The 21,348-nt window shown below is 61.7% G+C and carries 19 protein-coding genes; 7 read left to right on the top strand and 12 right to left on the bottom strand.

The features are described 5' to 3' along the window. Nucleotides 1–75: 75 nt before the first annotated feature. On the bottom strand, nucleotides 76–1,092 hold the full coding sequence (locus CO676_RS13890) for a helix-turn-helix domain-containing protein (protein WP_097521477.1): 1,017 nt from the start codon (nucleotides 1,090–1,092) through the stop codon (nucleotides 76–78). A 729-nt stretch (nucleotides 1,093–1,821) separates the two neighbouring features. Here CO676_RS13890 and CO676_RS13900 point away from each other — a divergent pair. Next, nucleotides 1,822–2,268 (top strand): helix-turn-helix transcriptional regulator, encoded by a 447-nt coding sequence (locus tag CO676_RS13900; RefSeq protein ID WP_097521478.1) that lies wholly within the window; start codon nucleotides 1,822–1,824, stop codon nucleotides 2,266–2,268. A 217-nt stretch (nucleotides 2,269–2,485) separates the two neighbouring features. Here CO676_RS13900 and CO676_RS13905 read toward each other — a convergent pair whose 3' ends face one another. The 5 genes from CO676_RS13905 to CO676_RS34540 form a co-directional block, all read right to left on the bottom strand. Beyond that, nucleotides 2,486–5,638, bottom strand: a complete 3,153-nt coding sequence (locus CO676_RS13905; RefSeq protein ID WP_097521479.1) for an efflux RND transporter permease subunit — start codon at nucleotides 5,636–5,638, stop codon at nucleotides 2,486–2,488. 28 nt (nucleotides 5,639–5,666) lie between these two features. Beyond that, nucleotides 5,667–6,806, bottom strand: coding sequence for an efflux RND transporter periplasmic adaptor subunit (locus tag CO676_RS13910; RefSeq protein WP_097521480.1), 1,140 nt, complete (start codon nucleotides 6,804–6,806; stop codon nucleotides 5,667–5,669). 41 nt (nucleotides 6,807–6,847) lie between these two features. Beyond that, on the bottom strand, nucleotides 6,848–7,456 hold the full coding sequence (locus CO676_RS13915; RefSeq protein WP_014762211.1) for a TetR family transcriptional regulator: 609 nt from the start codon (nucleotides 7,454–7,456) through the stop codon (nucleotides 6,848–6,850). A 346-nt stretch (nucleotides 7,457–7,802) separates the two neighbouring features. Further along, a complete protein-coding gene (locus CO676_RS13920) occupies nucleotides 7,803–9,338 on the bottom strand; it encodes a M10 family metallopeptidase C-terminal domain-containing protein (RefSeq protein ID WP_097521481.1) in 1,536 nt (511 codons plus the stop codon). Next, on the bottom strand, nucleotides 9,335–9,568 hold the full coding sequence (locus tag CO676_RS34540; RefSeq protein WP_144340131.1) for a hypothetical protein: 234 nt from the start codon (nucleotides 9,566–9,568) through the stop codon (nucleotides 9,335–9,337). Before CO676_RS34540 ends, CO676_RS13920 begins: the two co-directional genes overlap by 4 nt. Here CO676_RS34540 and CO676_RS13925 point away from each other — a divergent pair. After that, on the top strand, nucleotides 9,567–9,728 hold the full coding sequence (locus tag CO676_RS13925) for a hypothetical protein (RefSeq protein WP_097521482.1): 162 nt from the start codon (nucleotides 9,567–9,569) through the stop codon (nucleotides 9,726–9,728). The two genes, CO676_RS34540 and CO676_RS13925, sit on opposite strands and share 2 nt — an antisense overlap. Before the next feature lie 131 nt (nucleotides 9,729–9,859). Here CO676_RS13925 and CO676_RS13930 read toward each other — a convergent pair whose 3' ends face one another. Next, nucleotides 9,860–10,909 carry an ornithine cyclodeaminase gene (locus CO676_RS13930; protein ID WP_097521483.1) on the bottom strand — a complete coding sequence of 350 codons (1,050 nt, stop codon included), beginning with the start codon at nucleotides 10,907–10,909 and terminating at the stop codon, nucleotides 9,860–9,862. Between the two features lie 130 nt (nucleotides 10,910–11,039). Between CO676_RS13930 and CO676_RS13935 the strand changes: the two genes are divergently transcribed. The 3 genes from CO676_RS13935 (at nucleotide 11,040) to CO676_RS13945 (ending at nucleotide 12,926) form a co-directional block, all read left to right on the top strand. Next, nucleotides 11,040–11,492 (top strand): Lrp/AsnC family transcriptional regulator, encoded by a 453-nt coding sequence (locus tag CO676_RS13935; protein WP_014762207.1) that lies wholly within the window; start codon nucleotides 11,040–11,042, stop codon nucleotides 11,490–11,492. 89 nt (nucleotides 11,493–11,581) lie between these two features. Beyond that, nucleotides 11,582–12,178: a DUF922 domain-containing Zn-dependent protease gene (locus CO676_RS13940; RefSeq protein ID WP_097521484.1), complete on the top strand. Its 597-nt coding sequence runs from the start codon at nucleotides 11,582–11,584 to the stop codon at nucleotides 12,176–12,178. Between the two features lie 217 nt (nucleotides 12,179–12,395). Continuing rightward, entirely contained in the window at nucleotides 12,396–12,926 is a 531-nt protein-coding gene (locus tag CO676_RS13945) for a DUF992 domain-containing protein (protein ID WP_014762205.1), read from the top strand. A gap of 24 nt (nucleotides 12,927–12,950) precedes the next feature. Here the strand turns inward: CO676_RS13945 and CO676_RS13950 are convergent, their stop codons facing one another. The 5 genes from CO676_RS13950 to cyoA form a co-directional block, all read right to left on the bottom strand. Further along, a complete protein-coding gene (locus CO676_RS13950; protein ID WP_097521485.1) occupies nucleotides 12,951–13,700 on the bottom strand; it encodes an SURF1 family protein in 750 nt (249 codons plus the stop codon). 183 nt (nucleotides 13,701–13,883) lie between these two features. Next, nucleotides 13,884–14,285, bottom strand: coding sequence for a cytochrome o ubiquinol oxidase subunit IV (gene cyoD / locus CO676_RS13955; RefSeq protein ID WP_097521486.1), 402 nt, complete (start codon nucleotides 14,283–14,285; stop codon nucleotides 13,884–13,886). Then, nucleotides 14,282–14,911 carry a cytochrome o ubiquinol oxidase subunit III gene (gene cyoC / locus CO676_RS13960; protein WP_097521487.1) on the bottom strand — a complete coding sequence of 210 codons (630 nt, stop codon included), beginning with the start codon at nucleotides 14,909–14,911 and terminating at the stop codon, nucleotides 14,282–14,284. The genes cyoD and cyoC overlap by 4 nt, the downstream gene beginning before the upstream one ends. A 4-nt stretch (nucleotides 14,912–14,915) precedes the next feature. Next, entirely contained in the window at nucleotides 14,916–16,919 is a 2,004-nt protein-coding gene (cyoB, locus tag CO676_RS13965; protein WP_097521488.1) for a cytochrome o ubiquinol oxidase subunit I, read from the bottom strand. A 47-nt stretch (nucleotides 16,920–16,966) separates the two neighbouring features. After that, nucleotides 16,967–18,133 (bottom strand): ubiquinol oxidase subunit II, encoded by a 1,167-nt coding sequence (gene cyoA, locus CO676_RS13970; RefSeq protein ID WP_097521489.1) that lies wholly within the window; start codon nucleotides 18,131–18,133, stop codon nucleotides 16,967–16,969. Between the two features lie 272 nt (nucleotides 18,134–18,405). On the opposite strand from cyoA, the gene CO676_RS13975 reads away from it, so the two are divergent. Together CO676_RS13975 and CO676_RS13980 are read left to right on the top strand one after the other, a co-directional pair. Beyond that, on the top strand, nucleotides 18,406–19,746 hold the full coding sequence (locus tag CO676_RS13975; protein ID WP_097521490.1) for an MFS transporter: 1,341 nt from the start codon (nucleotides 18,406–18,408) through the stop codon (nucleotides 19,744–19,746). Nucleotides 19,747–19,906: 160 nt separating this feature from the next. Beyond that, nucleotides 19,907–21,235, top strand: a complete 1,329-nt coding sequence (locus CO676_RS13980) for a hemolysin family protein (protein WP_097521491.1) — start codon at nucleotides 19,907–19,909, stop codon at nucleotides 21,233–21,235. Nucleotides 21,236–21,348: the final 113 nt, after the last annotated feature.

The raw sequence follows: 21,348 nt of genomic DNA on the forward strand, positions 1-21,348 counted from the left end.
CGCAGGAAAACGACTGAGGGGTGCAAGCGGCTTCGTCCGACAGCGCAGGTTCGCCGTTCGGGCCCGGAATAGGTGTCAGCGATTCGATCGTGACGGAGGAACGCCGATGCCGCACCGGCTGTGAAGCTTGGCCGTTTCGGACGGCGTCTGGCCGAAGGCGTCATGGTAGACCGCGGAAAACCGGCCCATATGGGTGAAGCCCCAGGCGCGTGCCACTTGCGCGATCGAGAGCGTATTGGCCTCGTCGGAGAGGGTTTTGCGAACACCCTCCAGCCGCATATGGCGCAGAAAATTCAAGGGTGTCGTGTCCTTGAACTGCTGGAAGGCGGTCTGCAAGGCGCGCACGCTCGTGCCTGCCTCCCGGGCGATATCGGCAACGGTCATGGGCTCGGCGATATTGGCAACCATGTATTCGATCGCCCGTTTCAGGTTTCGTGGCATGGCGGGGGACATTGGCTTGTGCAGTCGGGCGCTGTAGTTGTGGGGAAGTGATTCCAGGATCATGACCATTGCTGCCTGGAAAAGATGCGTGGTCGCCGTCGTCGAAACTCGGTCTTCGCCCGCGACGTCGAAACAATCCCAGAGCAGGCCTCCGAGAGCGGCAAGCCGCGAGCCGATGGCCGAACTCGTTTCCAAGGTCGCACAAAGATCGATGTCTCCCAGGACGGGGGCGTCGAGGAGCTGACTGAGCTGGCCAACCATCGCCGCTTTGTCGAAAGCGATACCGATGTGGCCGCGGTTCTCGTGAATTGTCAGTTTTTCGAACTGCGCCATGTTGCCGACCATGGCGGTTCCCGGCGTCGACAGAAGCCGTTTGCGGCCGATATCGATCTCCATCGCGCTCGAATGCGGCAAGTAGAGCACGAAGGCGTCGGAGGGCTGCGAGAATGTGACCTTCATGCCCGAATGGCAAATGCCGGCCCAGATGCTGAAGGGCCCGGCAGAATAGTGCCGGTCCTCGACCGAGATAGGTCCACCTCCGTCCAAGGGTTCAACCTTTGCAGGTGACAATGTCCTTGCATAATGCTCGGACATTTCGTCGGCATCTGCTTTGACGATGCGGAATGCCGGGCGATGAGGGACGTACCTCATCAAAGTCCCGAAATAGCCTTGGCGCCCTGCAGGGTAGCGCCTTGGCTTACATTTTGACGTATCAGGTTCACGCCACCTCCCTTTCAAGGGCGCTCTCCACGCCCGCAATTGTCGTACAAATAAGCGTATATTAGCTTTGTCGTAAACGGTTATATGAAGCCGGATATCCAAAAAACGAAAAACGAAGCCGGATTTCGCAAGAATTGCTGTGCGCGTCGCCCGGAGGAGAACTTCTCGCTCACAGGTTGCGGGTACTCGAACGAAAAGGGCGTGCAAATTCCGTCGGTGGAGAGCGTGCACCATCGATCGGCCGTTCTCGGGCCAAGTTCGTAGAGATCAAAATCAGCCGTAGCATCGTAGCGATCCAAACAGCGGCGTCGCGGGCCGTGGCGGGCGACTGATAGCGCAGCCGAGCCGACTCATTTTGGCTGGCCAATCGGCGAGCCGCAATGTTCATGCCTTTGCAGAGGCCATCGATGGCGACCAGCGAACTAATCCTTGCAGACGGAAAGCGTCGTCTTCGGGATAGGCCATGCGCTATGCGGATACTGGAGAGCTTGTTTCCATATGTCTTTTGCAAGCCGTCCGACATATTCAAGGAAGTCGTGAATTTAAGTTGAAAACTACTCCCGGCGGCGCTGGCTTCTACTGAGCGTGGTGTCGTGCGGGAAATCACGGCGCTTGAGTCATTGAACGCAGGACGCCGCAAAAAGGTGGGAACAAGAACGAATGCAGGCCAGACCGAACAAGAAAGAACCCCGTGCGATCGACATCCATGTAGGCAATCGCATCCGCTTGCGCCGATTGGCTTTGGATTGGAGTCAAACAAAGCTCGGTGAGGCGCTCGACGTCAGTTTCCAGCAGGTGCAGAAATACGAAAAGGGCCTGAACCGCGTCGGTGCGAGCCGTCTCCAGCGTGCCGCCGAGGTCCTGAGCGTTTCGGTGTCCTATTTCTTCGAAGGCGGTCCCGAAAGCTTGAATGGCTCGGAGCAGAATGCCGCGGTGACGTCCAGCGATGAGATGCTGCAGTTCCTTGCCACCGAGGAGGGCGTGGCACTCAATCGCGCCTTTACCCGGCTCAGCGATCCACAGGTCCGGCGCAAGATCGTGGCGCTCGTCAAGGCCTTGGTCGCCACGGATGCCGCGCCGACCCCGGCAATGGCCTTCGAAGAGTAAGGGCCACCGGCTGCGGCCGATTACAGTATTGTCCGGCTTCAAGGCGCGATCGAAGGTTCGCGCCGCAAGCCAGGCTTTTCGATCCTACTGCATGTCTTCTAAATCGTCGCGGATTTGAGGAGACATGCAGTAAACGTTGGAGCGGAATGCGGGCGGAAAACCGCGCACACATTTCCTCATCCCGCTCCAAGCGCAGCGGTGCCGATGACAGTACAGGTCATTCGGCGGCAATAGGTGCGGGGTAGGCGGCGCGATCCTCGGCCGCCTCCTGCCGCGGCTCGGCGGCCTCGCCCTCCGGTTCGCGCGCCTTGGGCTCCTTGCCGAAGAACAGCGCGTAGCCGGCCGGCAGCACCAGGATCGTCAGCACGGTCGCAACGAGGATGCCGCCCATCATCGCATAGGCAAGCGGTCCCCAGAACACGCCGCGCGAGATCGGGATCAGCGCGAGCACGGCGGTCAGCGCCGTCAGCACGATCGGCCGGAAGCGCCGTACCGCCGCGCCGATGATCGCCTCGGAGCGCTCCATCCCCGCCGCAATGTCCTGATCGATCTGGTCGACTAGGATGATCGAGTTGCGGATGATGATGCCGAGCAGCGCGATGACGCCGAGGATGGCGACGAAGCCGAAGGGGGCGCCGCTGATGAGCAAGGCCGCAGCCGCACCGATGATGCCGAGCGGCCCGGTTGCGAGCACCAGCATTGACTTGCCGAAGTGCTGGAGCTGCGCCATCAGCAGGATGACGATGACGAGCAGCATGATCGGCGCCTTTGCTGCGATCGACGCCTGGCTCTCGGCACTGTCTTCTGCCCCGCCTTGGATCTCGACCTTGTAGCTGGGAGAAAGACCGTCCCTGAGACCCTGCAATTCGTTGTAGATCTGCAGGGTCACGTCGTTCGGCTGGATGCCGTCCGGCAGCGTTGCGCGCACGGTGATCGTCGGCAAGCGATCGCGTCGCCATTCGATGCCCTGCTCCATGACCGGAACCACCTTGGCAACCTGCGACACAGGCACGAAGCTGCCGAAATCCGTCGGCACATAGACCGAGTTGACGGCCGAAAGCAGCTGGCGGTTGCCGTCCGGCTCTCGCGCTACGATCGAGACAGTCTCTTCGCCATCGCGGAAATCGTCGAGCGGAGCGCCGGACATCGCCGCCTGCAGCATCTGGCGGATGCGCTGCGAGGTAACGCCGAGGGCGCGGGCGCGGTCCTGGTCGATCACCAGCTTCATCGCCGGCACGGGCTCCAGCCAGTCGTCATGGACGGCGCCGAGCAGCGGGTTCTCGCGGAACTTCGTCTTCACCTGATCGGCGATGCGGCGAACCTCCTGGCGATCCGGCCCCATCACCCGGATCTGCACTGGCCAGCCGGTCGGAGGGCCAAGGAAGAGGCGGTCGACCTTGGCGCGGATCGACGGGAAATCTTCGGCAAGGATCGTCCGCAACTTGACGATCAGCCTTTCGCGGGCCGTCTCGTCCTTCGCCATCACGAGGAGTTGCGCGAAGTTGGGATTGCGGAGCTGCTGGTCGAGCGGCAGGAAAAAGCGCGGTATGCCTTCGCCGATATAGGTGGCGATGAAGCGCTTGTCCTCGTCGCCCATCATGCGCGCCTCGAGCGCCTTGGCCTGCCTTTCGACTTCCTCGATGCTCGTGCCCTCCGGCAGCCAGAGATCGACCAGAATCTCCGGCCGCGAGGACTGCGGGAAGAAGTTCTTCGGAATGAACTGGAACGCCCAGAGGCTTGCCATGAAGGTTGCGAGCGTCATCACGAGCACGATGACGCGGTGGCGCACCGCCCAGCCGACGGTCGCCCTGAGGCGCCGGTAGAAGCGGGTGTCGAACGCATCGTGGTGGGTGCCGGCGTGGTGGCGCTGCTTCAGGATCATGTAGCCGAGCCAGGGAGTGAAATAGACGGCCACGAACCATGACACGACGAGCGCGATGCCGACGACGTAGAAGAGAGAACGGACATATTCGCCGGCGGTCGATTCGGCGAAGCCGACAGGAATGAAGCCGGCCGTGGTGATCAGCGTGCCCGTCAGCATCGGAAAGGCGGTGGAGGAATAGGCAAAGCTCGCCGCCTCGATTTTGACCAGCCCTTCCTCGAGCTTCCGCTCCATCATTTCCACAACGATCATCGCGTCGTCGACGAGCAGGCCAAGCGCGATGATCAGTGCCCCGAGCGAGATGCGCTGCAGGTCGATGCCGAGCTCGTACATGATCGCGAAGGTGGCGGCGAGCACCAGCGGGATGGCGATGGCGATCACCAGACCAGAGCGCCAGCCGATCGACAGGAATGAGACGACGAGCACGATGATCAACGCCTCGACGAGCGCGTGGCTGAATTCGCTGATCGCATCGGTCACCACCTCCGGCTGGTTGGAGATCTGCTCGACCGAGACGCCATAGGGAAGGGCGGACTCGAAGCGCTCGTAGGTTGCCTCCACCGCCTTGCCAACGTCGGTAACCTTGTGTCCCTTGGCCATCACGACGCCGATCTGAACGCTGTCGTGGCCGTTGAAGCGGAATTTGCGCGAATAGGGGTCTTCAAGACCGGCGGTGACGGTCGCGATGTCGGCAAGCCGGATCGTCTCATTGCCGGCGCGCAGCCTCAGTTCGCGGATATCCTCGGCACGCCTGACATCGCCGTCGACGGAGATGCGAACCGAGCGGGCGCCCGTCTCGACGGTACCGGCCGGATCGACATTGTTCTGGCCGGCGACGGCGTTGCGCAGGTCATTGAGCGTCAGCCCGCGGGCGGCGAGCAGTTTGGAGGAAACATCGATATAGATCTTCTGCGGCTGGTCGCCGAGGATGACGACCTTCTCGACACCCGGCGTCGTCAGGAGCATGTCGCGGCCCTCGGTCGCGAAACGCTTCAGTTCGGGATAGCTGTAACCATCGCCGCTGATCGCGTGAAGCGTGATGAAGGTATCGCCGAACTCGTCGTTGAAATATGGGCCGAGCACGCCGTCCGGCAGTTCGTTGGCAATGTCCCCTACCTTCTTGCGCACCTGGTAAAAGGCATCGGCCACGTCGTCGGCGTTCGTATCGCCCTCGATCTGAACGGTGATGATGGCGCTGCCGGCGCGCGTGTAGGAGCGGACGAAATCGAGATGCGGCGTTTCCTGCAGCTTGCGCTCGATCTTGTTGACGACCTGGTCCTGCATCTCCTGGATCGAGGCGCCGGGCCAGACGGCCTGCACGACCATGGTGCGGAAGGTGAATTCCGGATCTTCGCGCTGCCCCATGCGAAGGAGACCGAGCGCGCCGGTGATAATGATCAGCCCGAACAGGAAACGCGCGATGCTCGGATGACCGATCGCCCAGCGCGACAGATTGAACGGTTTCTTGTCCCCGGTGGAGGCTTGCATCGGCGTATTTCCGTTCTGCTGATTGGTCTTAGCGGAGGATTTCGCGCGTTTCGGCGCGGGCGGACTGCTGCTCGGGGAGGGGCAGCTTGACCCTCAGGTCTTCGGCCATGAACTGCGTGCCGGCTGCGACGACGAGATCGCCCGGTCGCAACCCGTCGGCGATGCGCACCTGATCGCCGGCGTAATCGGCGAGCCCGATGGGGCGGGCATGGACGGTCGAGGCGCTGCGATCGACCACCCAGACGATCTCCCTGCCGTCCTTCTGCGCAAGCGCGCTCAGGGGAATGGCGACGAGGGGTTCGGAACTGGCGGCAGCCGCCTCGACGGTTGCGGTCATGCCGAGCAAGACTCGCGGATCGTTGGGCAGGCTGATGCGAACCAAGAAAGTCCGGGATTGCCGTTCTGCACTGCCGGAGACTTCCCGAACATGGCCGTCGAGGGTGAGCATGTCGTTGGACCAGAAACGCGCCTTTACCGTCTTGCCGGGTTTGAATTCGGCAATATCCATTTCCGGAACGGCAACTTCGATTTCCTTCTCGCCGTCGACCGCGACGGTTACGACCGCCGTACCGGCGCCGACGACCTGGCCGATGTCGGCATTGATCGCCGTCACGATGCCGATCTGGTCCGACTTGAGATTCCCATAGGCGACCTGGTTCTTCGCCTGGCTGAGGCTCGAGGCGGCCGCGTCGCGCGTGGAAACCGCCTGATCATAGAGGAGAGTCGCCTGGTCGAGCTCGGCCTTTGAGGAGAATGATTTGGTGAAGAGTTGCTCGGCCCGAGCCTTGGTCAGCGAAGTCGTCTGCACCTGCTTTTCGGCGGCGAAGAGGGTTGCCTCGGCGCTATTTACGGCCAGTTGGTAGTCGGTCGGATCGATGCGAGCGAGGAGATCGCCCGGCTTCACCCGGTCGCCGACATTGACGAGGCGCTCGGTGATCTTGCCGGCCACACGGAAGCCGAGAGTCATCTCGGTGCGTGCCCTCACCACACCGGAATAGTCGAGCTGGCGGGCCTCACCCATGCCGGCGATCTCTATCACCTTGACGGGCCGAATGATCTCCTTCGTTTCCGCCTTTTCCTCCGCGCAGCCGGAGAGGACGGCGGTAAGCGAGATCAGGGCCAGGACACGGGCAAAGAGCGGCCGGTTGTAAGCTCTCGGTGAAAACATCGTTCGGACTCCTGATCCGGTATTTGGCGGCGGCGCCGCTCTTACTTCTTCAGCGCTTTGATGGCGAATTCGATCAGCTCGTCCGGGGTCGGGCGATTGTCCTTGGCAAGACACTGGGCGACAATCTGCGGGTGACAGAGGGTGACAATGCTCGCACCGAAGCATCGGGCAGCAACTTCCGGATCCTGTTCGGCGAATTCGCCGGCCTCGATGCCCTCGCGAATAATGCCGGCAAGAAGCTTGTCGAGGCGGTCGATGTGTTTCTCGATGACGTGCCAGTCCCGCTCGATCGCCACGACGACCATCTCATGGACCTTCTGCTCGTCCAGCATGGTCTCCACCGTCATCTGGTGCTGCCCGTGCACATAGCGCCTCAGGCGCTCGGAGGGGCTTAAGGCGAGGCGGGATATCTCATAGGCCTGCTGATAGCTCGCCGCGAGCATGCGGTCGCAAAGTGCCTGGTGGATCTCCGTCTTCGAGGCGAAGAAGCGGTAGATATTGGCGGGCGACATGTCGAGATCACGGGCAATATCGGCCACATTCGTCTTGGTGTAGCCGTAGTGCCGGAAAAGCCGCTCGGCGGATTCAAGGATCCGCGCAATGTTTTCCTGCCTGGTCGCGTCGATGCTGCTGTCTGCCGGCTCGGTCATGGGGTCGCATTCCGGATTATGAGTGACGAATTTCGTATTTCGTCACTCATAATCCGGAATGCGACAGTTGTCAATCGCAGCCCAACTCGTGCGCTCCTGCACAAGGCCAGTCCCGTGTCGGCGGAGAATGGAAAAGCAAAGTTTCGATTAGCGTTCGCGAGATCTGAAGATCAGCGAAAAAGAATGCTGCTCCCCGCGAGGGAACAACCTCGCTCCCTCGCGGGGATCAGCAGTGCTGAGCGCTACAGAGCGACTTCGGAGCGCCTCGTTAAAATACTTTCACTCGGCCGCGATGCCGAGGAGGTTTCGCCACGTCGCGGTAGATGAATGCGAGCTATCGCTCCCGCTAGAGGATGAAATAGCCCTTCTGCAGGGTAACCGCGTCATCGAGGTGGATGGCGAAGTCGGCCTTCTTGTCGCCGTTCACGTCGCCATAGATATAGCTGTCGGAGGACGCTCGGTCGTAACGAAGTTCGGCCTTTTTGCCGCTGAAGGCGGCGGTTCCGACAAAGGTGAAACCCTGATTGCCGGTCGTGGTCGTGTCGGCGTCGATGGCGGAAAGGTCGATACGGTCAGATTCAGAGGCGAGGAAGTCGTAGATCGTGTCGCGGCCTGAGCCGGCAACGGTGCTTTCCGACGATGCCTTGAACTGGAACGTGTCGGCGCCGCTACCCCCGGTCAACTTGTCCGCGCCGCTGCCGCCGTAGAGCACGTCATTATTCGACTCGGCATAGAGGGCGTCGTTGCCGTTGCCGCCATAGACCTTGTCCGCCCCGGCCCCCCCGTAGAGCGAGTCATTGCCGGACTCCCCGCTGAGCACATCGTTGCCGCTATAGCCCCATAGAGCGTTCGCTGCCTGATTGCCGGTGATCGTGTCACCCGCCGACCCCCCTTTGACGTTCTCGATTAGAGAGCGCGCATCGCCATGGTAGAGCAGGGCATTGAAGATATTGCCCGCGGCGAAGCCTTTGTTGGAGCCGCCGCCGAGCCAGGCGAGCTGGTCGATGCTGAAGGTCGAGGCCTTGCCGGGCCGCAGATCGATCTTGAGTGCCGTCTTGTAGGCGGTGAGGTCGTAGATATCGTTGCCGCCGCCATCCCATATGGTGGCGAAGATCCGATTGGCGCCGGGAGCAACGCCGGCTTCTCCGTTCACGAGTGTGGCGCCGCTGCCGGGCGTCCACTTGTAGACCGTGTTGCCGCTATTGGTAGTGAAATCGGCGCCGTACATTTCCTGCAGGGCGGCGATGTCAGCCATCATGAAGGTCTGCGGCGCGCCGTATTGTTCATAGTAGTAGCCGGAGCCCCCGACATAGCCCCGGTAGGTCATGATCGAATATTCGATCGAGTCGTATTGGGAAGGCAGAGCCTTGAAGGCTCCCTCTACCTCGTGCCCGTGCTTCAGGCCAAGTGCATGGCCGAGTTCGTGCAGCAGCGTGTGCCACGCGTAGTTTCCGGCGACCGGTTTGCGATTATCGGCAACCGTGCCGGCATAGGTGGTGCCGAACCAAATATCGCCGGCCTGAGCATAGCCGCCCGGCAGGTAAGCCCACGCAGTGTCCGGCTCGTTCGACTGCGCAAACCGGACCGTCGCGCTGGATGCGCTTCCGGAGGTGAAATTGGCATTGGTGAAGCCCTCGACGGAAAAACCGTCATTGGCGGCCGAACCGAAGCTTTGCTCCAACGCGAAGAGCGCGGCGTTTATCTGTGCCGGGGAAACTGCGGCAAAGCCGTTGTCCTTCTCTCCGCTGTAGCTGTAGCTGCTGCGCGACGTTGGAAAGGCATAGGTGATGGTTCCCGTCCAGGCATAGCCCGACAGCACGCCGTCGATCAGAGTGTTGCCGGTGGTTTTCAAAGTCTTGACGGTCTTACCGGTGCCGCTCATGCCAAATTCCTATCATAAGAGCGCAGGGCCGTTGCCTCGGCTCCAAAAAGCGCAGATCGTGCGGGCGACGTTAGGCTCCGAATGCCTACGATTATTGTAACGAGTTCAATAAGATTGGAGAGAATCGTGCCGTTCCTGAGGGTGGTGGCGTATTTTGCCGCGATGTTTCTGGCAGCAGTATTCTCCGCTCCTACTGCATCAGGAACGACAAAGGCAAGAGGAGTGGACATGCAGGAGCCTCCGGATCATGAGGCGGCCGTCCGGGCGGAATTCGAGCGGGTGAAGGCGGAGAATACGGTGGAAGCCTATGAACGCTTCATCCGCCGCCATCCGGACCATCGATTGAGCAAGGAGGCGGCAGAGGCCCTGGCGCGGCTCAAGAGGCAGTAATGCCGGTCACCCGCCGGCCGGAGCGCTCCAGCGGGGCGACGATCTCCCGCCGCCTTGTCGGCGATCCGGCTTGCTGCCGCACCATCACAACCGCGGTGGCAGCCTGAATGGAATAGTGGAGCAATTGCCGCTTATTTCGCACGCTGCAGCATTCCGAACAGATCGCGCGGATCGTCCGGATCGGCGATCATGTCGAGATTCTGATAGAAGTCGGTGCCGGACAGCCGCTCGCGCACGTAACGGAGCGCCGAAAAATCTTCGATGGCGAAGCCGACGCTGTCGAAGAGCGTGATCTGCCTCGCATCGCGCCGGCCCTCCGCTGCGCCTGTGACGACCTTCCAGAGCTCGGTCACGGGGAAATCCCAAGCCATCTGTTGGATCTCGCCTTCGATGCGGGTCTGCGGCGGATATTCCACAAAGACGTCCGAGCGGAGCAGGATGTCGTGGTGCAACTCCGTCTTGCCGGGGCAGTCGCCGCCGATCGCGTTGATATGGACACCGGCGCCGACCATGTTGTCGGTGAGGATGGTCGCGAACTGCTTGTCGGCCGTGCAGGTGGTGATGATCTCCGCACCCTCGATCGCCACTTGCGCAGAGGGGCAGGCGACGATCTCGAGGCCAGAGCCCGCGAGGTTGAGTGCCGTCTTCTCGGTCGCGCGAGGATCGATGTCGTAAAGGCGAATGGTGTCGATGCCGCAGACGGCCTTCATCGCCAGCGCCTGGAACTCGGCCTGGGCGCCGTTTCCGATCATTGCCATGGTGCGTGCGCCCTTCGGCGCCAAGTGGCGCGCCGCCATCGCCGAGGTCGCAGCCGTTCTGAGCGCCGTCAACAGCGTCATTTCCGTGAGCAGCACCGGATAGCCGGTCGAAACCTCGGCAAGCAAGCCGAAGGCGGTAACGGTCTGGAGCCCGTTGACGATGTTCTTCGGATGGCCGTTGACATATTTGAAGCTGTAGACGGCGCCGTCGGAGGTCGGCATCAACTCGATCACGCCGTCACGCGAATGGCTGGCGACGCGCGGAGTCTTGTCGAAGCTCTCCCATCGGCGGAAATCCGTCTCGATCGCATCCGTGAGCTCCGCCAAAACGGTCTCGATACCGAGGTGGTGGACGAGGTGCATCATGTTCTCGACGCTGACGAAGGGCACCATGGCCTTGGCGGACGGGAGCGGTGAGAGCAATGAGGTTCCTCCTGCATGTGCTGAACATCTTAGAAGGGTACTGACAGGCGCTGCTGGTCGAAAGCTCAAAGCTGTGCTATTTTCGTCACGAGATTGATCAGTTTTGACAGCTAGATTGCACAATTTTACCATGACATCGAGAGCTACGGGCATTGCGAAGTATACGCCGGATGATCTGGACCGCCGGATCATCGCTCACCTGCGCGTCGACGGCCGAGCTTCGCTGTCCAAATTGTCAGACGCGCTCGGCGTCGCGCGCGGCACGGTGCAGAACCGGCTGGACCGGCTGACCGAAACCGGAACGCTGATGGGGTTCACCGTGCGCATCCGCGAGGACTACGACCTCAACACCGTACAGGCGGTGATGATGATCGAGGTCGTCGGGAAATCGACGACCCAGGTCATCCGCAAGCTGCGCGGCATCCCCGAAATCCACTCGCTGCATACGACCAACGGCAATTGGGATCTGGTTGCAAATATACGCGCCGCGAACCTTTCCGAATTCGACCGCATCCTGCGCGAGGTGCGGATGATCGATGGCGTGGCCAACAGCGAAACCAGCCTTCTCTTGAGCAGCGTTTGAGCGGCTGGCGCGAAATCGGTCATTGAAAGCCAGACGCGTGCCCATTAGTTTCCGGCCGCAATCAACTGAGGTCGGTCGGGGATATTCGCGTGACGAGAGGCCGTCGATTTTTTCATCTACTTGCCTGTCTGGCATTTCAACCGTCGGCAGCCAATGCGGACTGGCAGGCAGTCGAGAAGGTGCAGAGCTACACAATCGCCGGCCAATCCGGTCCGGAACTCTATGCCTCGATCGGCGAGCGCGGTCCGAAGCTTGGACCCACGCGCGCCATCGCACATACCAGTTTCAAGCTCACCTGGTCGCGAAAATACGAGGCTCAGGGCGATGCCTGCGTTCTCGTTTCGGCGCTGCCGAAGCTTGCCATCACCTACACCCTACCGAAACCGGCCAAGCCCTTGCCGGGCGCCGTCGGGGAACTTTGGGAAGCCTTCATCGCCGGGGTGCACAAGCACGAACTGGTGCATGGCGATTTCATCAAGGAGATGGTGAGAAAGATCGAGGCCGCCACCGTGGGGCTCACGGTTCCCGGCGACCCGCAATGCCGCAAGATCAAAAAGGAGATGACGAAGCGGCTCGGGGCGCTCTCCAATGCGCAGCGCCAGCAGAGCCGAGATTTCGACCGCGTGGAACTCAGCGACGGCGGCAATATTCACCAGCTCATCCTCGATCTTGTGAACGGGGGATAGAAGCTTTCCCGGGAAGACGTACGCGCTTCGGGCCGCAATAGATACACGCAAAAAGCTGGTGACGGCCACAAACACGCCCCCGAATTGTCTCAATGGAGTTGAACTGTGCCGCGGTCTTACACGCGCGCGTCGTCCATCTTCTGCGATGCGGGCCACCCATTGCTGAATGTATTGTCGGATTGGCGAGCCTGACCGCCGGTCCGAGAAGGGAGTTTGCATGAAAACGAATCTTGTCGCGGCTCTTTCCGCAGCGTCGCTGTCTCTCGCCGGCATGACTGCCCATGCGGCCGACCTTACGCCCTACCGGGAGCCCGCGCCGCCGCCCGTGCTGGACGACCAGGACGGCGTCAAGATCGGTTATCTCGAATGCGATATCGGCGGTGGCGCCGGCTATGTTTTAGGCTCGTCGAAGGAGATCGAATGCGTCTTCCGCTCGCTCGGGGGCGATGAGATCGAAGATCGCTATACCGGCGAGATCCGCAAGCTCGGCGTCGATATCGGCTTTACCATGCGCAGCCGGCTGCTCTGGGCGGTATTCGCGCCGACGGCCGGTTACCATCACGGGTCCCTCAGCGGGCTCTACAAGGGCGCGACCGCCGAGGCAACCATCGGCGCCGGCGTGGGCGCCAATGTGCTCGTCGGCGGCACCTCCGGTTCCATTCATCTCCAGACGGTCAGCGTCACCGGGCAGCTCGGACTGAACGTTGCGGCCGCCGGCACGTCGATGACCCTCAATTCCGTCAATTGACGTTCGAGGCTTGATGCGGGTGGCTTAGCCTTCCGCATGGCTTCGCCCGGACCGCCAGACAGGGATCATCATACCGCCGACCATTGCAGCCAGGCAGTACCAGGTAATCGCGTAGACGAGGTGGTTTTTGGAAAAGACGACGCGCGTCAGCCCGCCGACAGGAAGGCCGCCGGGGTTGGGCGTGGCATCGGCATCGACGAAGTAGGGCGCCACGTCGGGAAGGCCGCGGGCCGCGGCGATTGCGCCGACATCACGGGAGTACCAGCGCTCCTCCTGAGGCTTGTTCGAACGCAGCAGCGAGCCTTCCGGCTCGTCCATCCGCATGAGACCGATGACCTCCGTCTCGCCCGATACTTGCCCCGGTGACCGAGTCGCCGGGGCGCGCCTCTCGGTCGGCACGAAGCCGCGATTGACGAGCACGGTCGGGCCATCGCCGAGCGCCAGCGGCGTCATCACCCAGTATCCGGCGCCGAGTTCGGTCGCGGCATAGACCAGCGTTTCCTTGTCGTGAAGGAAGTGGCCACGGGCCTGCACTCGTCGGTATTCGTCGCGCGCCGCGCCGACATTCGCCCAGTCGCTTCGAGACGGTGGGGGGACGGGCGCTGCATGGATGCGTTCCTCGACCCGGGCGATCAGATCGAGTTTCCAGTAGTGACGTTTGACCTGCCATGTGCCGAGTGCCAGCAGACCGACGATCAGAAGAAGTCCGATAACGCTCAGGATCGCGAGCGACAGCCGGGAGCGCGGGGGAGGCGCGGTTTCGGGATTGCTCATTGCGTGTCGCCGATTGAAAAGGGGAGGTCAAAATGCATGCGGCTTGGATCAGTGCCGCCCCTCAACCGGCCGCCGCCACCTTCTCCCCGCAGGCGGGGAGAAGGGATATGCCGCGCCGTTCTTGCCCCCCTCTCCCCGCTCGCGGGGAGAGGGGGGGTGAGGGGGGAAGCTGAAGCCGCTTTGTCACGGCATGTTCTTCATCACCTCCGGGCTCATCGACATCATGTTCACGTTGAGATGATGCATGACCCAGATCGAGCCGGATAACGCAATGGCGACGAGGACGATGGTGAAGATCAGCGCCATCATCGTCCAGCCACCTTCCGATCGGGTGTTCATGTGCAGGAAGAAGATCATGTGCACGACGATCTGGACGGCGCCGAGCGCCATGATGATGACCGCGGTCAGGACCGGACTGTCAAGGACGTCGGCCATCACCAGCCAGAAGGGAATGGCGGTCAGGATGACGGAGAGGACGAAGCCCGTCATATAGCTTTTGAGCGTACCGTGACCGGCCTCGTGGCCGTGGCTATGGCCATGATGGGCCTCAAATGCATCCTCATGCGAAGGTGCGTGCGTGCTCATCCGAGAACTCCCATCAGATAGACGAAGGAAAAGACGCCGATCCACACCACGTCGAGAAAGTGCCAGAACATCGACAGGCACATCAACCGGCGTTTGTTCTCCAGGATCAGGCCATGTTTTGTCACCTGAGCCATCAGCACGAACATCCAGACGATGCCCGACGTCACGTGAAGGCCGTGGGTGCCGACGAGCGTGAAGAAGGAAGACAAAAAGGCGCTGCGCTGCGGCCCGGCGCCTTCGTGGATCATGTGCGCAAACTCGTAGAGTTCGAGCCCGACGAAGGCGATCCCGAACAGGGCGGTGACGGCCATCCAGACAAGCGTCGCCTTCCTGTTGGCCTTCTCCATTTCCAGCATGGCGAAGCCATAGGTGATCGACGAGAAGAGCAGCATCGAGGTGTTCACGGCGACGAGCGGCAGATCGAAGAGGTCGGCCGGCGACGGGCCGGCGGCATAGTTGCGGCCGAGGACGGCGTGTGTGGCGAAGAGCACTGCGAAGATCAGGCAGTCGCTCATCAGGTAGAGCCAGAAGCCGAGCATCGTGCTCCCTTCAGGGTGATGCTCTTCCTGCAGGTAGAAGGTCGGCGCCGGGCCTTCGTGTAGGGCGTGGTCGGTAAGCTCGGTCATGATCCTACACCTCGCTGGCAAGCATTTCGGTGCGCTTGCCCTCCGTTTCGACGACAACCTCGGCCGGGATATAGAAGTCGCGGTCGTAGTTGAAGGTGTGGCCGATCGCGATCGCGATCATGGCGAGGAAGGAGAGCCCGGCGAGCCACCACATATACCAGATCATCCCGAAAGCGAAGGCGACGCTGATCGCGCCGAGGATGACGCCGGTGCCGGTGTTCTTCGGCATGTGGATCGGCTTGAAGCCGGCGAGCGGACGGTTGTGGCCGCGCTTCTTCATGTCCCACCAGGAATCCTGGTCGTGGACGACAGGCGTGAAGGCGAAATTGTAGTCCGGCGGCGGCGAAGAGGTCGACCATTCGAGCGTGCGGGCATCCCACGGATCGCCTGTCGTGTCGCGCAATTCCTCGCGCTTGACGAAACTGACGACGAGCTGGATGAGCATGGACAGGATGCCGAGCGCGATCAGGAAGGCGCCGAAGGCGGCGATTAGGAACCAGATCTGCAGCGACGGATCCTCGAACTGGCTGACGCGGCGGGTGACGCCCATCAGGCCGAGCACGTAGAGCGGCATGAAGGCGAAGTAGAAGCCGATCAGCCAGAACCAGAAGGACATCTTGCCCCAGAACGGATCGAGCCTGAAGCCGAAGGCCTTCGGGAACCAGTAGACGATGCCGGCCATCAGCCCGAAGACGACGCCGCCGATGATGACGTTGTGGAAATGGGCGATGAGGAACAGCGAGTTGTGCAGCACGAAATCGGCCGGCGGCACGGCGAGCAGGACGCCGGTCATGCCGCCGATGACGAAGGTCACCATGAAGCCGACCGTCCACAGCATCGGCACCTCGTAGCGGATGCGGCCGCGATACATGGTGAAGAGCCAGTTGAACATCTTCGCGCCGGTCGGGATCGAGATGATCATCGTCGTGATGCCGAAGAAGGCGTTGACGCTGGCGCCCGAGCCCATGGTGAAGAAGTGATGCAGCCAGACGATATAGGAGAGGATGGTGATGACGACCGTCGCATAGACCATCGAGGCGTAGCCGAAGAGCCGCTTGCCGCAGAAGGTGGCGACGACTTCCGAGAAGATGCCGAAGGCTGGGAGAACGAGGATGTAGACCTCCGGGTGGCCCCAGATCCAGATGAGGTTCACATACATCATCGGATTGCCGCCGAGGTCGTTGGTGAAGAAGTTCGTGCCGACGTAGCGGTCGAGCGACAGCAGCGCGAGCGTCGCCGTCAGAACCGGAAAGGTCGCGACGATCAGCACGTTGGTGCATAGCGACGTCCAGGTGAAGACGGGCATCTTCATCATCGTCATGCCCGGCGCGCGCATCTTCACGATGGTGGCGATGAGATTGATGCCGGACAGCGTCGTGCCGATGCCGGCGACCTGCAGTCCCCAAATGTAATAATCGACGCCGACGCCCGGACTATAGTCGGCGCCGGAGAGCGGCGGATAGGCGAGCCAGCCGGTGCGGGCGAATTCGCCGACGAAGAGCGACAGCATGATGATGATCGCCCCGGCGGTCGTCATCCAGAAACTGAAATTGTTGAGGAAAGGGAAGGACACGTCGCGGGCGCCGATCTGCAGCGGCACGACGAAGTTCATCAGCCCGGTGACGAACGGCATGGCCATGAAGAAGATCATGATGACGCCATGTGCGGTGAAGATCTGGTCGTAGTGATGCGGCGGCAGGTAGCCCTCCGAGCCGCCGAAGGCCATTGCCTGCTGCAGGCGCATCATGATCGCGTCGGCGAAGCCGCGCAAAAGCATCACCAGCGCCAGGATGACATACATGATGCCGATCTTCTTGTGGTCGACGCTGGTCAGCCAGTCGCGCCAGAGCGCTCCCCAGAACCGGTAATAGGTGATCAGACCGACGAGCGCGATGCCGCCGACGGCGACGGCGAGGAATGTCGCGACGAGGATCGGCTCGTGATAGGGGATCGCCTCGAGGGTCAGTCGGCCAAAGACGAACTTCAGGAGATCTGGATCGGAGAACATGGAAAAACCCGTTCGTTGGTGTCTTTGCGACGCTAGCGCGCCAGCGTTCAGTTTCTGAGCTGCGCCGGTGCCGGATCGCCGCCCTCGTGCATGCCCGGGGTCGAGTGTCCCTCGTGTCCTCCCATCCCGGGCCTGTCGTGCTGGATCGGTACGTTGGCGCCATTGGTACCCTGCGGTTCCTCCTGGCTGCGCGCGGGCGTTCCCGTGGCCGGAAAAGTCGCGGCACCAGCTCCCTCTTCGAGGGCGTGCCTGTTGTCGTATTCGAGTTTTTCTCGGTTCCCGGCACTCTCCTTGCCGCCGCCGCCCATCGCATCGATGTGCATCATTTCATGCATGCACATCTTGCCCGGCGTGGCGCACAGGTTGAGGATCGTCTCGTACAGGCCCGCCTCGACAGTGGCGAAGTAACGGACCGGTTCCCGCTCGCTCGGCTTTTCGAGCTTCAAATAGGCGTCGCGGTTGAGCGCGGTGCCTTGCGCCTTCACGCGCGCCACCCAGTCGTCGAAACCCTGCCGGTCGACCCCGTGAAACTTGAAGCGCATGTGCGAGAAGCCGTCGCCGCTATAGTTGGCGGAGAAGCCCTCATAGTCGCCCGGCTTGTTGATCACCGCGTGAAGCTTCGTCTCCATGCCCGGCATTGCGTAGATCTGGCCGGCAAGCGCCGGGATATAGAACGAGTTCATCATCGAGGAGGCGGTGATCTTGAACTTGACCGGTACGTCCACAGGTGCTGCGAGCTCGTTGACCGTCGCGATCCCCTGCTCGGGATAGAAGAACAGCCATTTCCAGTCGAGCGCCACGACCTCGACGGTGAGCGGCTTGACGTCCGCCGGCAGCGCGCGCTCGGAATCCAGCCGATCGAGCGGGCGGTAGGGGTCGAGCTTGTGCGTGCTGATCCAGGTGACGGCGCCGAGCGCAATGATGATGGTGAGCGGCGCCGACCAGATCACCACTTCGAGCGCCGTCGAATGATGCCAATCGGGATCGTAAGTTGCGGTCGTGTTCGAGCCGCGATAGCGCCACGCGAAGAAAAGCGTCAGGAAGATCACCGGCACGATGATCAGCAGCATGAGGACCGTCGATATGACGATGAGATCGCGCTGCTGCGCGGCGACGTCGCCGGAGGGAGCCATGACCACCAAGTCACAGCCCGCAAGCAGCAAGAGCGGCGGCAAGAGGGTGATGCGGCGGATAAACTTCAGAAATGCTGGCACGACTCTGAGCCCTTTCTGATGACGACCGCCCTGCGACTAAAGTAGGAGTGGTTCGAACGGTATGAGGTTTTTAGTCGCACCGCAGCAATCTTGTGCATTGCGGCGTGAAGTCGGGGTACGTCGGCTGCCGGTTAGTCTGTCCCGGAAGAGCGGAATTTTTACTACGGCAAGCCGCAATTTCGCAATTCAACACTTGATATGATCGGATGATTGATCAACATCCCCTCTGAGGGGCGCCGGGCAAAGCGGCTCCGAGTGGTGGGAGGCCTTTCATGAACAGTGTGACGCAACAGTCCCTAGGCCCGTCGTCTTCTTCGATGGAGCGTGACGCGCGGCGCATTCACGACGATAGGCCGGTATCGGCGGGTAACATCGCGATCGGCGTCGTTATCGGGCGTGCCGCCGAATTCTTCGACTTCTTCGTCTATGGCATTGCCTCGGTCGTCGTCTTCCCGCAGCTTTTCTTTCCCTTCGCACCCGACCGGCTGACCGCGACGCTTTATTCCTTCGCCATCTTCGCCCTGGCCTTCATCGCCCGGCCGGTCGGCTCCCTTGTTTTCATGGCGATCGACCGGACCTACGGCCGCGGCGTCAAACTGACGATCGCGCTCTTCCTTCTCGGCGGCTCGACCGCTTCGATCGCTTTTCTTCCGGGCTATGAAACGCTCGGGGCGTGGTCGATACTCCTGCTGGCGATCTTTCGGCTGGGGCAGGGATTCGCACTCGGCGGCGCCTGGGACGGTCTCGCTTCGCTGCTCGCGCTCAACGCCCCGCAGCACCACCGCGGCTGGTACGCGATGATCCCACAACTCGGTGCGCCGATCGGCTTCATGCTGGCAAGTGCGCTCTTTGCCTTTTTCCTGATGTCGCTTTCCGAGGCCGATTTCCTCAGCTGGGGATGGCGCTACCCGTTCTTCGTCGCCTTCGCGATCAATGTCGTGGCGCTCTTTACGCGGCTGCGCCTTGTGATGACGAAGGAATTCGGGACCTTGCTGGAAGAGCACGAGTTGCAGGCAAGGCAGGTCACCGAAGTGCTGCGACTGCATGGGCGCAACGTGCTCATCGGGGCCTTTGTGCCGCTTGCCAGCTTTGCGCTCTTCCATCTCGTCACCGTGTTTCCACTCGGCTGGGTGGAGATCTACACGGATCATGGCGCGAGCTCGTTCCTGATCGTGCAGTTCCTGGGCGCGATCTGCGGGATCCTGGCCATCGTCGCCTCGGGGCTCGTCGCGGATCGCATCGGCCGCCGTTACCACCTCGGCGTCTGCGCCGTGTTGATCGCGATTTTCAGCTTTATCGCCCCGATGCTGCTCGAGGCCGGTGCCACCGGCAGGAATGCCTTCGTGATCGTCGGCTTCAGCCTCCTCGGCCTGTCTTTCGGCCAGGCGGCCGGTGCTGTCGCGTCGCGCTTCGGCAGGGCCTATCGTTACACCGGTGCCGCGCTCACCTCGGACCTGTCGTGGCTGATCGGTGCGGGCTTCGCGCCGCTGGTGGCGCTGGGTCTGACCAGCCGTTTCGGTTTGAGTTTTGCAGGCTACTATCTGCTTTCCGGCGCGCTCTGCACGATCGCCGCGCTGATCTTCAGCAAGACTCTCGAGATCAATAACGACTAGGGTCAGGACATTGGCTCCGATGGGCATTCGCCTTGGCCGCACCTTGCGAGGTTTCGGAGAGAGGTGTTGTGCTTGGCGATTTGACGGCATGCCCGCCTAAACAGCGTGTTAAACTCCCTGTTCGGTGAAAACGGCTGGCCGCTCGGGCCGAGAGGAGAACATGCCGAACCCTGACAGTAGCCTGTTCGATTTCTTCGGAATCATGGCGGTGTTCTTGCTCGTGGCCGCGAACGGGTTCTTCGTCGCGGCCGAATTCTCGCTGGTCTCGGTCCGGCGCAGCCGCGTCGCGGAACTGGTGACGCAGAAACGCATGAATGCGAGCGCGCTTCGGCACGCCGTCGACAATCTGGACGCAAATCTCGCCGCGACGCAGCTCGGCATCACCATCTCGTCGCTCGCCCTAGGATGGATTGGCGAGCCGGCGCTCGCCCATCTGATCGAACCCTTGCTGGCGGTGCTGCCGCAGTTCTGGGTCGTGGCCGGATCGCATGCCATTGCCTCGGTGATCTCCTTTGTGATCATCACCGCGCTTCATATCGTGCTCGGTGAATTGGCGCCGAAGAGCCTGGCGCTGCAGCGCAGCGAGGGTACGGCGCTTGCAGTCGTCCGGCCGCTTGGTCTGTTCCTGTTTCTGCTCCGACCGGCAATCCTGGTGCTGAATGGCCTTGGCAATCTCGTTCTGCGCCTCGCTGGCTTGAGTCCGGGAGCGGGTGAGGCCTCGCTGCACTCGCCCGCGGAACTGAAGCTCATCGTTGCGGAAAGCCATCAAGCCGGGCTCCTCGATGAAGCCCAGCAGGAACTTGTGCAACGCATCTTCAGCATTGGCGATCGCCGTATTTCCGATTTCATGACGCCGCGCGTCGACGTCGACTGGATCGATGCCGACGACCCGCCGGCGGATGTTCTCAGGACCATCCGGGATTGTCGGCACGAGCAATTGCTGATCGGCAGAGGCAATATCGACGAGCCGATCGGCATGGTGCTGAAGAAGGACCTGCTCGATCAATTGCTCGACGGCAAGTCGGTGAACCCCTTCGGCGTCATTCGCGAACCGTTGATCCTCCACGAGGCAACGCCGGTCTTCCGCGTTCTCGAGCGGTTCAAGTCCGCGCCTGTTCGCCTCGCAACGATCGTCGACGAATATGGAAGCCTCGAAGGGATCGTCACGCAGACGGACCTCCTGGAGGCGATCGCCGGCGAGCTGCCGGATCTGGAGGCGGAAGAGCGGGCGGTGGTAGAACGCGAGGACGGGTCTCTGCTGATCGACGGCATGATGCCGGCCCATGACGCTTTCGACAGGCTGAAGCTGCACGAGCGGCCGCAGGATGGCGGCTATCACACGATCGCGGGTTTCGCGCTGCACATCCTCGGGCATCTGCCCGATGCCGGCGAGTGTTTCGAGTTCGATGGCTGGCGGTTCGAGATCGTCGACATGGACGGCAGACGGATAGACAAGATCCTGGCGACGAGCCTCACCGAGCTCGAATAAAACATCTCCTAAGCCAGTCACCGGTCGCGGAACATAATTCGATCTCGCCGGTTCCGAGGGCCTCGATATCATCGATAGCCGGAGCGGAATGTCGCAAGATCGGCGGGTCTTCC

Origin of the sequence: Sinorhizobium sp. BJ1 (assembly GCF_002531555.1) — a bacterium.
GTDB lineage: Bacteria > Pseudomonadota > Alphaproteobacteria > Rhizobiales > Rhizobiaceae > Sinorhizobium > Sinorhizobium fredii_B.